This window comes from Thermodesulfobacteriota bacterium, assembly GCA_040758155.1.
GTDB lineage: Bacteria > Desulfobacterota > Deferrimicrobia > Deferrimicrobiales > Deferrimicrobiaceae > UBA2219.
The window spans coordinates 1-14,665 of sequence record JBFLWB010000023.1; the positions used below are offsets into that span (position 1 = coordinate 1).

Below are 14,665 nucleotides of genomic sequence, written 5' to 3' on the forward strand. Positions count from 1 at the left end.
ACAGCGAGTTCCAGCCGGGGGGAGAGCTGTTCCGGCGGCTCGACGGAAGCACCCCGTTCCGGAGGGCGGAGCACGCCCGGACCGTCCGGGGCCGCTCGTGGGCGATCCACGACGGGATCCTCGGGGAGCCGTGGGAGAGCCCCAAGATGTACAAGACCATCGGGGTCGACGCGGGGGTCTCCACCTTCACGGGAGACGGGTATTGAAAGGTTGGCCCCTCCTTCCGGCGGCCCTCGCGCTATTCCTGCTGTTCCCGGATCGCCCCGCGGCATCGCAGGAAACCGAGGGACGCCCCCAGATCTTCTTCGAGAAAAAGGTCTATTCCGACACCGCCGGGGGGAAGCGCAGCTTCTTCGAGACGCACGTCGTCGAGAAGGGGGAGTCGCTCTGGAAGATCCTCGGACGGTCGCTCCCCCTCACTCCGGAACGTTACGCGGAGCGGCTCAAGGAGTTCCGGCGGGCGAACCCGCAGATCGCCGACCCGTCCCGCCTCACGCCGGGGCAGAGGATCCTCGTCCCGGCGCCGGACCGGGAAGAGATTGCCCCGCGGGAAGGAACGGTCCCCTACGAAGTGAGGAAGGGCGATTCCCTGTCCCGGATCTTCGCCTCCCGCGGGGTTCCGGGCAGCCGGCTGAAGGATTACCTCGAGGCCACCCGGGAGCTCAACCGTTCCGTCGACAACGTGGACCTCATCTACGCGGGGAAGACGCTGCGGCTTCCCACCGAGGAATATTTTGCGGAAGCGGCTACGCCCCCGTCCCCCGATGCCGGGACGGCGTCCGCTCCGCTGACCCGGGACGTCGCCTCCGCGCAGGAACAGGACGCGCAGGCGGCCGGGAAGCCGCCGGCCGAGCTGCTCGCCCCGCAGGCTTCCCCGCCGGAAGTTTCCGTCCTCGGGACCGGCAAGGGGGAAAAGGCGCCGGAAGCGGAAACCGCGGCGCCGCCCGCGACCTCCCCGTACCGCGGCCTGCTTTCGGACGTCTTCGACGCGCTCGGCGAGGCGTGGATGGACAAGGGGACGATGTTCCTTCCCCTCCCCTCCGGGGAGGAGCTTGTGCTCCTGCTGCCGGACTTCCCCCTGGTGAAGTTCCAGGGCGGGGAAGCGGCGCTTATCGATTTCCGGGGCGGGCTGCCGGCGCGCGTCCGGGACGCCATCACGGAGAACTGGAAATACATACAGGTCGTCTCCCTCGAAGGGGCCCGGGGAGCGGGGGAGGCGATCGACCGGATCCTGCGGGTGTCCGGGTACCATTCCGTGAAGGATGGGCTCTCCCGCCCGCTGGTGATCGGCGAGACGGTCTCCGTCGTGCTGCCCGCCCGGTGGGTCATCCAGAGGACGCCGGACAGCCTCCTTGCCGGCGACCTGGTGCTTCTGAAGGAAACCCCGGAAAAACCTTCCGCGGAGCTGGCCTCCGTCATCCGGTTCGCCCGGAGGGTCGGCGTCCGCGTGCTGCCGTATGCGGACAATCCCGGGACGAAGGAGGGATTCCTCGTCGGCATCGAAGGCGAGGAGGCGGACCGGGGAGCTCCCGTGGCGCTGATCGTTCCCGAAGGGGGCGGCCTCGCGGCGGCGGATTTCACCCTGAACGTGCTCGGCATCGTCCCGTCGGAGACCGAGCGGCTGCAGGTCGGCGGCGCCCGCGCGGGCTTCCAGCTCACGGTGCAGCCCGAAAGGACCTTCAGGGCGGGAGGGACGACCCACGTGGTGGATACCGGGAAGATCTCCGGCGCCATCCGGACCATCCTCAAGGATACGGGATACTCCGTGATCCACGTGGGGAAGCAGGAGTCGGGGCGCCAGGTCTTCGAGCGGATCGTGAAGGCGGCGGGAGGAACGGTGGAATCCCGGAAGGAGCACATCCTGTCCGGAGGGGGGGATTCCGGCTATACGGTCCGCCTGTCGGGGGCCGCGGTCTCCTTCCCGCCGGGACCCGGCGGGAAGGGACGGAAGGTCTTCCTGGTCCGCGGGAAGGCCCATTCGGCCACCCGCGCGCTCCTGCGGGATCTCGGGGTGGAAATTGTGGAGTGGTGATGTAAAATGAATATATAATAGGCGGAACGGCACCGGGGGGCATCCGAAATGGCTACCATGACGAACCGCGACCCGGCGCGCCGCTTGTCCGAGACATCCTCCCTGATGGGGGTACTGGATTTTCACCCACGGCCGGCCGTCGTCCTGGCTTTCCTGACGATTACGCTGGCGGTCGTGGGTTGGCGCATCTTCCGGGATGCCGGCGCGCCGAGGTTCGACGCCCTGACGGACGAGGCGATCGGCATCTATGCCGCCCTCCCGGCGGAAAGCGCGGGCGCCGCGCCGGTGGAGATCGATACTGCGGAAAAGCGGATCCTCGAGATCTCGGGCGTCCCGGTGCAGCTCCCCCGAGACGCGGCGGGATTCGTCGTCACCGGGCTGGGGCGGGAAACCGTGCGGAAGCGGCCCGCGGCGGCGCTGCGGTTCCGGTACGACACGGGTTCGTTCCTCCTGATCGTGTTCCGCCCGGAGCGGTTCCTGGGAGGCAGGGACCGGACGGACGTTCCGGAGGAGTCGCTCCTCTCGGGGGAGAAGGACGGGAGATCGTACGTTCTATGGGAGCGGGAAAAGGCCGCCTTCATCATGGTGTCCGACGTCGACGTGATCCGGGCCTTCGGCCTGGTCCGCCGTTTTTTCACCTGATCCGGGCCGGAAATCCCTACCCCTCTCTTAAGGAGGCAACGCCATGATCGTCGCCAACAGGATGAAGCCCGCTCCCGTGTTCGTTGACGAAGGGGACTCGATGAAGAAGGCGATGGATCTGCTGAAGGAGCACGAGATCCGTCACCTGCCCGTGCTGAAGGACGGCGATAAGCTCGTCGGGATCCTCTCCGAGCGGGACATCAAGCAGGCGTCTCCCTCCTCGGCGACCGCGCTGGAGATCCGGGAGATCTTCTACCTGCTCGACAAGATCAAGGTGAAGCAGATCATGACGCGGCGGCCCTACACCGTCTCTTCCACGACGCCCATCGAGGAAGCCGCCCTGATCATCCGGGAGAAGAAGATCGGCTGCCTGCCGGTGGTGGACAACGGCAAGCTCGTCGGGATCATCACGGAAACCGACATCATCGACGCCTTCATCGACGGGATGGGGGTGAACGGCCCCGGATACCGGGTCGAGCTGGTGCTTCCGAACCTGCCGGGGAAGCTGCTCGAGCTGCTCAAGCTGCTCAAGGATTTCGACGCGAACGTGGTGTCGCTGGCCACGATGCCGCACGACGAGCCGGACAAGATCGTCAACATCATCCGGATCGAGGCGAAGAACTACAAGGTGCTCAAGGCGGCGATCAAGAAGGCCGGGTTCCAGCTTCTGTCCGCCGATTGACCCCCGGGGGGAAACCGGGCAACATTACGGGGGCATCTTAAATATCGGACCGAATTCCGGTGCGAGGAGGGTACAAAGTGAAAGCCGAAGTGGAACAGGTACTGGAAAAGATTCGCCCGGCCCTGCAGGCCGACGGGGGAGACGTGGAACTCGTCGCGGTCGAAGGGGGCGTGGTGAAGGTGCGCCTGACGGGCGCATGCGGCTGCTGCCCGATGGCCACCATGACGCTGAAAGGCGGCATCGAAGCGGCACTCAAGGAGCGGATCCCTGCCGTCGAGCGGGTGGAGTCCGTATAACAAACAACAGATCCAGAGGGAGGAGTCATGGCGTACAAGATCACGGAAGAATGCATCGCCTGCGGCGCCTGCGCGCCGGAATGCCCCAGCAGCTGCATCTCTGAGGGCGACCCGATTTACGTCATCAACGCCGCGGAGTGCACCGACTGCGGCGCCTGCGCGAACGTCTGCCCCGCGTCGGCGTGCGTTCCGGCGTAACGTCGGAGTTCGATGAAAGAGGGGGGCGGAAGAACACCTTTTCGCCCCCCTTCCTTTATCCGGCCCTCCTCCGCCCTGCGGGAGGCGGGCCGCTTCACAACAGTTTCCTGACCTCCCGGTCGAAATCCTCCTGGCCGATATAGCCCACCACGACGTTCCGGATCATCCCGTCCTTCCCCACGAAGAACGTCGTGGGGATCGTGCTGACCCCGAAATACGCCTTCGCCACCGCGAGGTCCCCGATCAGGATCCTGTATTCGATCCGTTGGGCGGCGAGGAAGCCGGGCAGCGCGTCCAGCGTGTCCGTGTCGAGCGCGATCCCGATCAGCTCGAAACCCCTCTCCCGGTGCCTCCGGTACACCTCGTTGAAGCCGGGAATCTCCTCCCGGCAGGGGGGGCACCACGTGGCGAAGAAATTGATGACGGTCGGCTTTCCCGCGAATCCGGACGAGGCGTAGACGTTCCCGCTGATGTCCTTCAGCGTGAACGGGGGCGCCGCGACCGCCTTCTGCGGTCCCGTGGCCGGGGAGCCGGGCCCTTCCCGGCCGGCGCCTCCTTCCGTTCCGGACCGCCAGCTCCTGTAAAGGAACAGGGCGGCCGCGAGCGCCACGACCAGGATGATGACCAGCGGCAGGGCGCCGACTCCGTTCCGGGTGCGCAGGTACCGTATCATCCGATCCTCCTCACCGGATCATTATGCCTTGTTTCTTGATTATAATGTCGAGGATGGTTTAAACTTCGTCGGCGATAAAACAACGAGAACGGTCGTGGATTGACCGCATCGGAGGCGGCGGGATGGGCGAGTATCTGAAGAAGCCGAAAGAGAAGCAGATCGAGGACATCCGTGCCGTCCAGGACACGGTGCGCGAGATCCTCGAAAAGGTCCGCAGGGAAGGGGTCGAGGCCGTCCGGCATTATTCCGGGAAGTTCGACGGCTGGGCCCCGAAAAGCTTCCGGGTCACGGAAGAGGAGATGCGGGCGGCGAAGGCCAAGCTTCCCGCGACGGAAGTCGCGGATATCGATTTCTGCCAGGCGCAGATCCGAAATTTCGCCCGGGAGCAGATGGCGCGGCTGGTCTCGTTCGAGGTGGAGACGCTGCGCGGCGTGCACCTCGGCCAGAAGATCGTCCCGATCGCGTCCAGCGGCTCCTACATCCCCGGCGGGCGCTACCCGATGCTCGGCTCGGCGCACATGACCGTGGTCACCCCGAAGGTGGCGGGCGTTTCCCGGGTCGTCGCCTGCTCCCCCCCGGTGAAGGGGCAGGGGCTCTGGCCCGCGACCCTCTACTCGATGGTCGCCGCCGGCGCCGACGAGATCTACTGCATGGGCGGCGTGCACGCCCTGGCCGCCCTGGCGTACGGGATGGAGGGGCTGCTTCCCGTCGACATGATCGTCGGCGCGGGGAACAAGTACGTCGCGGAGGCGAAGAAGCAGCTGTTCGGGACCGTGGGGATCGATCTCCTCGCCGGCCCGACGGAGATCCTCGTCATCGCGGACGACTCGGCCGATCCCGCCATCGTTGCGACGGACATCCTGGGCCAGGCGGAGCACGATCCGAACGCCCGCCAGTGCCTGGTCTCCCTCTCGCGGAATCTTGCGGAAGAGGTCATGAAGGAAGTGGACCGGCAGCTTGTCGATCTCCCCACCCGCGACATCGCGGCCGTTTCCTGGAGGGACAACGGCGAGGTCGTCGTCGTGGGATCTCCCGAGGAGGCGGTGAAGGTCAGCGACGAATGGGCGCCCGAGCACGTGGAGGTCCAGACCCGGGACTGGCGATATTACCTGGAGAACCTGAAGAACTACGGGTCGGCCTTCCTGGGCGAGGAGACCACGGTGGCCTACGGCGACAAGACGATCGGCACCAACCACGTGCTGCCCACCATGGGGGCGGCGCGGTACACGGGCGGGCTCTCGGTGGGCAAGTTCGTGAAGACCGTCACCTACCAGTACGCCACCCGCGAGGCCTCCGTGAAGATCGCGGACGTCTGCGAGCGGGCGTGCAACTACGAGAACATGCTGGCCCACGGCATCACCTGCCGCGCGCGGCTGGACAAGTACGGCAGGAAGTAGGGGGCGCCGCATGGGAACCGAGACGCCGGCCGTGCCGATCTTCCGCCTCGACGGCAAGGTCGCCATGGTGACCGGCGCGGGCCGGGGGCTGGGGGCGGAGATCGCGCTGGCGCTGGCCGCGCAGGGCGCCGACATCGTCGTCGCCGACCGGACGCTCGCCGAAACGGAAGCGACAGCGGCCGCCGTCACCGCGCTCGGGCGCAGGGCGCTGCCGGCGGAGGCGGACCTCCTGAGCGTCCCCGCGATCCGGGACATGGTGGCGAAGGCGGCCGGCGAGCTGGGGCGCATCGACATCCTGGTGAACAACGCGGGAGTGAACATAACGCAGTTCGCCGAGGACGTGACCGAACAGGCGTGGGACACGGTGCTCGGCGTCAACCTTAAAGCCGTCTTCTTCTGCTCCCAGGCCGCAGGGAAGGTCATGATCGGGCAGAAGGGCGGGAAGATCGTAAACGTGTCCTCCCAGGCCGGCGCCGTCGCGATCCCGAAGCGGGCCGCATACTGCTCGAGCAAGGGGGCGGTCAACCAGCTCACGAGGCTGCTCGCCCTCGAATGGGCGAAGCACAACATACACGTGAACGCCGTCGCCCCGACCTTCCTCGAGACGCCGCTGACCAAACCGATGTTCGAGGACGGGGAGTTCCGCAAGTATGTGCTCGACAGCATCCCCCTGGGCAGGATCGGGAAGCCGTCGGACGTGACGGGGGCCGTCGTATTCCTCGCGTCGCCCGCCTCCGACATGGTGACCGGCCACGTGCTCCACGTGGACGGGGGGTGGACGATCCGGTAATGAAGCGGGACCATCGGCAGACAACTTCCTAGAGAAGGGGGAACCCAGGTGAAAAGGAAAACGGGCGGCAAGGTATCCAGGAGGGACTTCCTCAAGGGGGCGGCGGTTGGCGGCGCGGCGCTGGCGGGGGGCGGCATTCCCTTCATAGCGCGGATGGCGCACGCGAAGGCCGGCGTGATCAAGTACGGGACGATGCATCCGCTGACGGGCACGTATTCCGCGCTCGGCACCGACCAGCGGAACGCGACGCAGCTCGCGGTCGAGGAATGGAACGCCAAGGGCGGCGTGCTGGGGAACAAGATCGAGTGGGTGCACCGGGACGACCAGCTCAACGGGGCCGTGGCGCTTCGCCGTGTCAAGGAGCTCGTCGAGGAAGAGAAGTGCGACTTCATCGGCGGGACGCTGTCCGGCGCCATCTCGCTGGCGATCAACGAGTTCGCCAACAAGAACAAGATCCCGTACGTGGCGTACTGCCAGAGCGACATGGTGCTGGGAACGGACCAGGGCAAGTACGGCTTCGCCTTCATGGTGATCCCGTACTCCGCGGCGCTGGCGACGTCGAAGTACGCGTTCGAGAACCTCGGGAAGAAGTGGTTCTCGCTGACCGCGGACTACCGCTGGGGGCACAGCCTTCTCGAAGGCTGGATGTGGCAGAGCCAGCAGATGGGCGGGCAGTTCCTCGGCAACGTCTACCATCCGCTGGGCGCCACCGACTACTCCACGTACCTCACGAAGATCATGGCGGCCAACCCCGAGGTGCTCGTGATGAACAACCTCGGCGGCGACCAGACGGCCGCGATCAAGCAGATGAGCGAGCTCGGCCTCACGAAGAAGATGAAGATCGTCTGCACGAAGACCGCGATGACCACGCTGAAGGAATGCGGGGCCGCGTACGACGAGAACATCATGGGCGGGATGACCTTCTACTGGGGGCTGAAGGACAAGTACCCCGGCGCGAAGAAGTTCATGGACACCTACATGAAGAAGTTCGGCCAGCCCATCGAGCAGGACGGCGAGTCCGGCTACGTGGCGACGAACGCGCTCTTCATGGCGATGGAGAAGGCGAAGACGGTCACCGACAAGGAGAAGATCGTCGCCGCCATGGAAGGGCTCAAGTACACGCTGACGAAGGGGCCGGAGACCGTGCGCGCCTGCGACCATCAGCGGGAGCAGAGCTACCTCCTCGTGAGGGGGAGGGGAAAGAACGCGAAGGGATGGGATCTGGCGGATATCGTGGCCGAGATCCCCGGAAACTCGATCATCATGTCCTGCGAGGACAACGCGAAGAAGCTTCCGTTCTCCCAGATCAAGCTGCCCTAAGAAAGAATCCCGGACAGGCCGTCAAGTTCCTCCGGGGGGGCGCGCTTGCCCCTCCGGAGGACTGAAAGGGCGCTTATGTTCAGCGACATCAACTGGACCGTGTTCTTCATGCAGCTCTTCTTCGGGCTGGCGCTCGGCTCGATCTTCGTGCTCCTTGCGAGCGGGCTTTCCATCATCTACGGCCTGCTCGACGTGGTGAACTTCGCCCACGGGACGTTCGCCATGCTCGGGGCGTACGCGGTGTTCGTCGCCGTGAGCCTCTCCGGCAGCTTCGCGGTCGGGATCGCCAGCGCCGTGGTCATCGTCGCGCTGCTGGGGGTCGCCATCGAGCTGTTCCTCCTGAAGCCGCTGTACGGCAAGGACCCGCTCCTGCCGCTGCTCCTGACCTTCGGCCTGTCCATCGCCGTCCCCGACCTCGTGAAGATCGTTTTCGGCCTCACGGGGAAGCCGGTCGACTACCCGGCGGCGCTCGGCGGGGCGACGATCGTCGGCCCCGTCATCCTCTCCAATTACCGCCTGTTCATCATCGTCTTCACCCTTGCGATCCTGATCTCCCTCTGGCTCTTCCTGAAGAAGAGCGACCTGGGGATGATCATCCGCGCGGCGACGCGGGACAGCCTGATGGTCCAGATCCTGGGCACGAACACCTCCGGCATCTGGACGATCGGGTTCGCCATCGGCACCGGGCTCGCCGCCCTCGCGGGCGCGATCGCCGTCCCGATGCTGGCCGCGACCCCCGACATGGGCGTGGAGATGACGATGGTCGCGTTCGTCGTGACGGTCGTCGGCGGGCTGGGGAGCCTCGGCGGCGCCATCGTGGGGGGGCTGCTGATCGGCGTCATCGTGGCGTTCACCTCGCTGATCGCCGGGGAATACTCCAGCGTGGCCATGTACTTCTGCATGGCAGTCATCCTGCTGATCCGGCCCCGCGGGCTGTTCGGGGAAAGCGGAAGAGAATGACAAGGGGCCGATCCATGGAGCATCCGATCGAAAACCGGGAAGCGATCCTCAAGGAAGTGGCGCCGAAGCCGCAGTCGTCCGTCGTCTGGGGCGCCGCCCTGGTCCTCGCCGCGCTCCCCTTCGTGGTCTCCGTCCCGCTGGCGACGGAGATACTGATCTGGGGCCTTTTCGGGCTCGGGTTCAACCTCCTGCTGGGCTACACGGGAGTGCTCTCCTTCGGCCATGCCGCCTATTTCGGGCTGGGGGCGTACGCCGCGGGGCTTGCCATGCGCTACTGGAACGTCGGCATCGGGGCAGCGATCGCGGCGGCGGTCGCCGCGTCGGTCCTCCTGGCATGTTTCATCGGTGCGCTCGCCATCCGCCGCCGGGGGGTCTATTTCGCCATGATCTCCCTGGCCTTCGGGCAGATGCTCTATTTCCTGGCGCTTTCCCCCCTGAAGCACATCACGAGGGGCGAGGACGGCCTGACGCACATCCCGCTGGTCGATGTGTTCTCGGTCGCCCTCCACAAGCCGAGGCCCATCTATTACTTCATCTACGCCGTCACGATGATCATGCTGTACGTCACCTGGAGGATCCTGCAGTCTCCGTTCGGGCGGCTGCTCCGGGCGTTCCGGGAGAACGAGGAGCGGGCGAAGGCGTGCGGATTCAACACCACGCTGGTCAAATTCCTCACCCTCGTCCTTTCCGCCCTGTACGGCGGGCTCGCCGGCGCCCTGAACACCCTGTACCTGAACTACGTGCCGCTGGCCACGCTGTTCTGGCTCACCTCCGGCACGATCGTCATGATGACGATCCTCGGGGGCAAGGGGACGTTCCTGGGGCCGCTGATCGGCGCCGCCGTGTTCCTCTTCCTCCAGAACACGATCAGCCTTTTCACGCCCCGGTGGGAGCTCTTCGTCGGGTCGATCTTCGTGATCATCATCCTGGTGTTCCCCGGCGGCATCATGGGGACGCTCCAGGTATTCCTATTGGACCGGAAGATGGCCAGGCTGCGGAAGCAGGCCGGGGCCGACCCGCAGGGCGGGTGACGGCATGATCCTCAGAACGGAAAAGATCTCCAGGCATTTCGGCGGCCTGCGCGCCGTCGACGGGGTGGACTTCACGCTGAAGGAGGGGCAGCTCAAGTCGATCATCGGCCCCAACGGCGCCGGGAAGACGACCCTGTTCAACCTGATCGCGGGGGTCCACGAGCCGACGGGGGGGAAGGTGTTCTTCCGGGACAAGGACATCACCCGGCTGTCGCTGCACCAGACCTCGCGCCTCGGGATCACCAAGACCTACCAGATCACCCACATCTTTCCGGGCCTCAGCGTGTTCGAGAACGTGCGCATCGCGGCGCAGTCGCGGGTGACCGCGTTCAATTTCTGGCGGTCGACCCACACGCTCTCCGCGCTGAACGAGAAGACGCTCGACATCCTGCGGCAGGTGGAGCTGCTGGAAAAACGGATGTGGCTCGCCTCCACCCTCTCCCACGGAGAGCGGCGCTATCTGGAGATCGGCATCGCCCTGGCGACCGATCCGCAGATCCTGCTGCTCGACGAGCCGACGGCCGGGATGAGCGTCGCGGAAACCGCGATGTGCGCCGAGCTGATCCGGAAGCTGAACCGGGAGCTGAAGCTCTCGATCGTCCTGGTCGAGCACGACATGAGCGTGGTCATGGGGATCTCGGAGGAGATCCTGGTGCTGAACGAGGGGAAGGTCCTCGCCGAGGGGACGCCGAGGGAGGTGAGCGACAACCGGGAGGTGCAGCGGGTGTACCTGGGGGAAGAGAAATATGCTTGAGCTCAAGGGCGTCAACACCTTCTACGGGTACAGCCACATCCTCCACGACCTCTCCATCGAGGTGAAGGAGGGGGAGATCGTCGTCCTCCTCGGGCGCAACGGCGTCGGCAAGAGCACCACCATGAAGACCATCATGGGGGTGCAGGCGCCCCGCAGCGGGAACGTCGTCTTCCGCGGCGAGGAGATCGCCGGGCTTCCGCCCCACCGGATCGCCCGAAAGGGGATCTCCCTCATCCCCGAGGACCGGCGGGTCATTCCCAACCTCACGGTGCAGGAGAACCTACGGCTGGGCTCCCTGGTCCGCGGGAAGGACAAGGACATGGACGCGATGCTCCAGACGGTGTTCGGGTACTTCCCCCGCCTCAAGGAGCGGCTGAAGCAGGAGGGCGGCAAGCTCTCCGGCGGCGAGCAGCAGATGCTCACCATCGGGCGGGGATTGATGGCGAAGCCGAAGCTGATGCTCATCGACGAGCCGAGCGAGGGACTCGCCCCGAAGATCGTCCACGAGATCATGGAGATCATCAAGAAGCTCCAGGAGGACGGGGTGACCATCCTGCTCGTGGAGCAGCACGCCGAGGCCGCGATGCGCCTTTCCAGGAACCTCCGGGCGTATATCATGGAGAAGGGGGAGATCCGCCTGCACGGCACGCTCGACGAGCTCCGGGGCCGGATGGACGAGGTGGAGCGCTGCCTCGGGGCGAAGATCTGAAGATCTAAGGAGGGCGCCATGGGGTACCGGATCGTTCCGCTCAACACCGGGACCATCTTCGTGGACCAGGGGGTCTACTGCACCATGGGCCGGGGGAACGGGACGACCGTCGGGATCCCGTCCACCGCCTGGTACGTCACGGACGGCGCGGAGCGCATCCTCGTCGACACCGGGATGTGCGACACGGAGCGGGCGAACCGGTGGCACCACCATGCCGTCCAGCCGGAAGGAGGAAGGATCGACCTCCTGCTCATGGAGCGCGCGCAGGTCCGGCCGGAGGACATCGACGCCGTGATCTTCACGCACCTCCACTGGGACCACTGCTCGAACATGAAGATGTTCCGGAACGCCGCCTATTATGTGCAGGCGAGGGAGCTGGAATTCGCGCTCGACCCCACGCTGCCGCCCTACTATCGTTCCTACGAGGCGCCGATCCTGGGGATCGAGCCGCCCTTCGCGGGATGCGATTTCATCACGGTCGAAGGCGAATACTCGTACAACGACTCCATCGCGCTGTTCCCGACGCCGGGCCATTCCGTCGGCCACCAGTCCGTCGCCGTCCGGACGGAGGCGGGGACGGTCGTGATCGCCGGGGACGCCGTCTTCGTCGAGGAAAACCTGAAAGGAGACCCGGAGCACCTCCTCGAATTTTTACCGATCGGCAGGTACGTCAACTACTTCGACATGTGGAACAGCTTCAAGGAAATCCGCAGGCGCGCGGACATCGTACTGCCGGGGCACGACTGCCGGGTGTTCCGCCGCCCGTCCTGGCCTTGAAGACCGTCCTCCTGGTCGTCACCCTCGACACGAAAGGCCCGGAGGCGCTCTTCCTCCGGGAGGCCGTCGAGCGCCAGGGGCTCCGGGCGCTGCTGATGGACGTCGGCGTGTTTCCGTCGCCGCACGGAGAGGGGGACATCCCGAGGGCCCGTGTGGCCGCGGCGGGGGGCCGCCCGCTGAAGGCGCTCGTCGCGGCGAACCGCAAGGGCGAGGCGATCGGGACGATGATGCGCGGCGCGGAGAAGCTGGCCCGGTCGCTGTACGACCGGGGGAGGATCCACGGCGTCCTGTCGATCGGCGGGGCCCAGGGGACGCTGATCGGGACGACGGCGATGCGCGCCCTGCCGGCCGGCGTTCCGAAGGTCATGCTCTCCACGATGGCTTCGGGGAACCGCACGTTCGGGGGCTACGTCGGGACGAGCGACGTCACGCTCATCCATTCGGTCGTCGACTTCTTCGGCCTGAGCCCCGTCCTGAAGCAGGCGCTCTCCAATGCGGCCGGCGCCGTCGCGGGGATGCTGCGGGCCGGAAGGGTCCGCCCGGGCCGGAAGCCCGGGGTGGCCATCACGATCTACGGGACGACGACCCCGGCCGGGATGCGCATCGTTTCCCTTCTCAGGGGGCGCGGCTACGATGTCGTCGCCTTCCACCCGAACGGCGCGGGAGGGGCGGCCATGGAGCGGATGATCCGGGAAGGGGCGTTCCGGGGGGTTGTGGACCTGACGCTGCACGAGCTGACCGACGAGATCGCCGGGGGGGACCATGCCGCCGCGCCCGGCCGCCTGGAGGCGGCCTGCGACATGGGGATTCCCCAGGTGGCCGTCCCCGGCAGCACGGATTACATCGTCACGGGACGTATCGAGGAGCTGGAAAGCGCCTTCCGGGGAAGGAAGACGATGCGGCACAATCCGGAGATGACCTTCGTGCAGCCGACCGCGCGGGAGATGGCGCGGGTGGGGGAGACGGTCGCCCGCCGGCTCAACCGCGCTCCGGGCAAGGCATCGGTGCTCGTTCCCCTCGGCGGGTTCTCGCAGCCGAACCGCGAAGGAGGACCGCTGTACAATCCCTCCGGCGTCCGGGCCTTCGTGAAGGGGCTTCGGGAGGCGATCGATCCCGCGATCCCGGTCCGGCTCCTTCCTCACCACGTCAACGATCCGCCTTTCGCGGATGCGGTTGTGGAGGAGCTCGAACGGCTGATGGAAGGAAACCGCGCGAGGCGTTTTGAAATCAAACCATCGAAAGGAGCCCGCCATGTTCGCCGGAAAGATCGTTGACCTGAGCCAGGAGATCTACCAGGGGATGCCGGTGTACCCGGGTCACCTGAAGACCGTCATCTGGACCCACCTGTCCCACGAGGAGTGCCAGAGACAGTTAGGCACCGGGTTCTCCTACGAAACCCAGGGGATCCTGATCTGCGACCATGGCCCGACGCACATCGACGCCGTCAGCCACCTGTCGAGGGACCCCAAGGCTCCATCGGTCGACCGGATCCCGCTGGAGCGGTGCATCACCTCCGCGATCTGCCTCGACGTGAGCGACGTCCCTCAAAAGACGCAGTTCGGGAAGGCGAAGATCGAGCAGGAGCTGAAGCGATGGAACCTCGACATCCGTCCCGGGGACACCATCCTCTTCTACACGGCCCAGTTCGACCGGTATTACGGTACGCCCCAGTACATGACGGACTATCCCGGCCTGGACCGCGAGGGGACGGAGTACATCATCGACCGGGGCTGCGTGAACTTCGGCGTGGACTCCTCCAGCCCGGACATGTGGTACGACAAGAGCTACCCTTGCCACACCGTCTGCAAGGAAAGGGAGATCAACCACATCGAGAACCTGTGCAACCTGGACAAGGTGGTGGGGAAGCGGTTCACCTTCATCGCGCTTCCGCTGAAGATCCGGAAGGGCACCGGATCCCCGCTGCGGGCGGTCGCGATCCTGCCGGAGTGAATGCCCGCCGGGCGATTTGCTATGATGTTCGTACCGGGAAAGGAGCGGCGATGACGGAATGGACGATGGAGGAAGCGTTGCGCATGGCGCTGCGCTTCGAGAGGGAGACGCTGGAGGAGTTCCAGAAAAGCGCCGGGGAGGCGTCCAATCCCGCGGTGAAGTCGATGTTCCTGTTCCTCGCGGACGAGGAAGTCAGGCACATGAAGCTCATAAAGGAGATGATGGTCCGGTTCCACGTCGAGCCGTGACGGCGGAGCCGGAAACGGACACATGACGAAAATATTCTTCGACCACATATCGACGACCCCGCTCGATCCGAGGGTCCTCGAGGCCATGATGCCGTACCTCACCGAGCGGTACGGCAACCCGTCCTCCCATATCCACGACCGGGGGCAGGAGGCGATCCGGGCCGTGGACCGGGCGCGGGGCGAGGTGGCCGCGCTGATCGGGGCGG

Annotated in this window: 19 protein-coding genes; 18 read left to right on the forward strand and 1 reads right to left on the reverse strand. The window is 66.0% G+C overall.

Annotation, left to right across the window (positions count from 1 at the left end; genetic code table 11):
• From AB1346_01650 to AB1346_01675, 6 genes are all read left to right on the forward strand, one after another.
• On the forward strand, positions 1 to 206 hold a 206-nt coding region (locus AB1346_01650; protein MEW6719135.1), incomplete at its 5' end, for a hypothetical protein.
• A complete protein-coding gene (locus AB1346_01655; GenBank protein MEW6719136.1) occupies positions 203 to 2,032 on the forward strand; it encodes a LysM peptidoglycan-binding domain-containing protein in 1,830 nt (609 codons plus the stop codon). The genes AB1346_01650 and AB1346_01655, both read left to right, overlap by 4 nt.
• A gap of 48 nt (positions 2,033 to 2,080) precedes the next feature.
• Positions 2,081 to 2,674, forward strand: a complete 594-nt coding sequence (locus tag AB1346_01660) for a hypothetical protein (protein ID MEW6719137.1) — start codon at positions 2,081 to 2,083, stop codon at positions 2,672 to 2,674.
• 43 nt (positions 2,675 to 2,717) lie between these two features.
• On the forward strand, positions 2,718 to 3,356 hold the full coding sequence (locus AB1346_01665) for a CBS and ACT domain-containing protein (protein ID MEW6719138.1): 639 nt from the start codon (positions 2,718 to 2,720) through the stop codon (positions 3,354 to 3,356).
• A gap of 77 nt (positions 3,357 to 3,433) precedes the next feature.
• Positions 3,434 to 3,652 carry a NifU family protein gene (locus AB1346_01670; GenBank protein ID MEW6719139.1) on the forward strand — a complete coding sequence of 73 codons (219 nt, stop codon included), beginning with the start codon at positions 3,434 to 3,436 and terminating at the stop codon, positions 3,650 to 3,652.
• 27 nt (positions 3,653 to 3,679) lie between these two features.
• Complete coding sequence (locus tag AB1346_01675) at positions 3,680 to 3,850, forward strand: 4Fe-4S binding protein (GenBank protein MEW6719140.1); 171 nt, start codon at positions 3,680 to 3,682, stop codon at positions 3,848 to 3,850.
• A 94-nt stretch (positions 3,851 to 3,944) separates the two neighbouring features.
• Here AB1346_01675 and AB1346_01680 read toward each other — a convergent pair whose 3' ends face one another.
• Entirely contained in the window at positions 3,945 to 4,523 is a 579-nt protein-coding gene (locus AB1346_01680) for a redoxin domain-containing protein (protein MEW6719141.1), read from the reverse strand.
• A 122-nt stretch (positions 4,524 to 4,645) separates the two neighbouring features.
• On the opposite strand from AB1346_01680, the gene hisD reads away from it, so the two are divergent.
• The 12 genes from hisD to AB1346_01740 all read left to right on the forward strand — a co-directional run.
• Positions 4,646 to 5,920, forward strand: coding sequence for a histidinol dehydrogenase (gene hisD / locus AB1346_01685; protein MEW6719142.1), 1,275 nt, complete (start codon positions 4,646 to 4,648; stop codon positions 5,918 to 5,920).
• 10 nt (positions 5,921 to 5,930) lie between these two features.
• Positions 5,931 to 6,710 (forward strand): glucose 1-dehydrogenase, encoded by a 780-nt coding sequence (locus AB1346_01690; GenBank protein ID MEW6719143.1) that lies wholly within the window; start codon positions 5,931 to 5,933, stop codon positions 6,708 to 6,710.
• Between the two features lie 48 nt (positions 6,711 to 6,758).
• Positions 6,759 to 8,030, forward strand: a complete 1,272-nt coding sequence (locus AB1346_01695) for an ABC transporter substrate-binding protein (GenBank protein MEW6719144.1) — start codon at positions 6,759 to 6,761, stop codon at positions 8,028 to 8,030.
• A 75-nt stretch (positions 8,031 to 8,105) separates the two neighbouring features.
• Positions 8,106 to 8,990: a branched-chain amino acid ABC transporter permease gene (locus AB1346_01700; protein ID MEW6719145.1), complete on the forward strand. Its 885-nt coding sequence runs from the start codon at positions 8,106 to 8,108 to the stop codon at positions 8,988 to 8,990.
• Between the two features lie 14 nt (positions 8,991 to 9,004).
• A complete protein-coding gene (locus AB1346_01705) occupies positions 9,005 to 10,021 on the forward strand; it encodes a branched-chain amino acid ABC transporter permease (GenBank protein MEW6719146.1) in 1,017 nt (338 codons plus the stop codon).
• A gap of 4 nt (positions 10,022 to 10,025) precedes the next feature.
• The gene (locus tag AB1346_01710; protein MEW6719147.1) at positions 10,026 to 10,775 is read left to right on the forward strand and encodes an ABC transporter ATP-binding protein; all 750 of its coding nucleotides are present in this window, start codon (positions 10,026 to 10,028) and stop codon (positions 10,773 to 10,775) included.
• Positions 10,768 to 11,484, forward strand: coding sequence for an ABC transporter ATP-binding protein (locus tag AB1346_01715; protein ID MEW6719148.1), 717 nt, complete (start codon positions 10,768 to 10,770; stop codon positions 11,482 to 11,484). Before AB1346_01710 ends, AB1346_01715 begins: the two co-directional genes overlap by 8 nt.
• Positions 11,485 to 11,502: 18 nt before the next feature.
• A complete protein-coding gene (locus AB1346_01720; GenBank protein ID MEW6719149.1) occupies positions 11,503 to 12,261 on the forward strand; it encodes an N-acyl homoserine lactonase family protein in 759 nt (252 codons plus the stop codon).
• Positions 12,258 to 13,535 (forward strand): Tm-1-like ATP-binding domain-containing protein, encoded by a 1,278-nt coding sequence (locus AB1346_01725; protein MEW6719150.1) that lies wholly within the window; start codon positions 12,258 to 12,260, stop codon positions 13,533 to 13,535. Before AB1346_01720 ends, AB1346_01725 begins: the two co-directional genes overlap by 4 nt.
• Positions 13,513 to 14,211: a cyclase family protein gene (locus AB1346_01730; protein MEW6719151.1), complete on the forward strand. Its 699-nt coding sequence runs from the start codon at positions 13,513 to 13,515 to the stop codon at positions 14,209 to 14,211. Before AB1346_01725 ends, AB1346_01730 begins: the two co-directional genes overlap by 23 nt.
• Positions 14,212 to 14,261: 50 nt before the next feature.
• On the forward strand, positions 14,262 to 14,459 hold the full coding sequence (locus tag AB1346_01735) for a ferritin family protein (protein MEW6719152.1): 198 nt from the start codon (positions 14,262 to 14,264) through the stop codon (positions 14,457 to 14,459).
• Positions 14,460 to 14,481: 22 nt separating this feature from the next.
• The coding region (locus AB1346_01740) for an aminotransferase class V-fold PLP-dependent enzyme (GenBank protein MEW6719153.1) at positions 14,482 to 14,665 on the forward strand (184 nt) is incomplete at its 3' end.

Bases quoted from the DNA above. Each gene is read 5' to 3' on its own strand.
- hisD (MEW6719142.1), top strand. From the start codon at position 4,646: ATGGGCGAGTATCTGAAGAAGCCGAAAGAGAAGCAGATCGAGGACATC.
- AB1346_01735 (MEW6719152.1), top strand. From the start codon at position 14,262: ATGACGGAATGGACGATGGAGGAAGCGTTGCGCATGGCGCTGCGCTTC.
- AB1346_01665 (MEW6719138.1), top strand. From the start codon at position 2,718: ATGATCGTCGCCAACAGGATGAAGCCCGCTCCCGTGTTCGTTGACGAA.
- AB1346_01705 (MEW6719146.1), top strand. From the start codon at position 9,005: ATGGAGCATCCGATCGAAAACCGGGAAGCGATCCTCAAGGAAGTGGCG.
- AB1346_01700 (MEW6719145.1), top strand. From the start codon at position 8,106: ATGTTCAGCGACATCAACTGGACCGTGTTCTTCATGCAGCTCTTCTTC.
- AB1346_01730 (MEW6719151.1), top strand. From the start codon at position 13,513: ATGTTCGCCGGAAAGATCGTTGACCTGAGCCAGGAGATCTACCAGGGG.
- AB1346_01690 (MEW6719143.1), top strand. From the start codon at position 5,931: ATGGGAACCGAGACGCCGGCCGTGCCGATCTTCCGCCTCGACGGCAAG.
- AB1346_01660 (MEW6719137.1), top strand. From the start codon at position 2,081: ATGGCTACCATGACGAACCGCGACCCGGCGCGCCGCTTGTCCGAGACA.
- AB1346_01675 (MEW6719140.1), top strand. From the start codon at position 3,680: ATGGCGTACAAGATCACGGAAGAATGCATCGCCTGCGGCGCCTGCGCG.
- AB1346_01680 (MEW6719141.1), bottom strand. From the start codon at position 4,523: ATGATACGGTACCTGCGCACCCGGAACGGAGTCGGCGCCCTGCCGCTG.
- AB1346_01720 (MEW6719149.1), top strand. From the start codon at position 11,503: ATGGGGTACCGGATCGTTCCGCTCAACACCGGGACCATCTTCGTGGAC.
- AB1346_01715 (MEW6719148.1), top strand. From the start codon at position 10,768: ATGCTTGAGCTCAAGGGCGTCAACACCTTCTACGGGTACAGCCACATC.
- AB1346_01710 (MEW6719147.1), top strand. From the start codon at position 10,026: ATGATCCTCAGAACGGAAAAGATCTCCAGGCATTTCGGCGGCCTGCGC.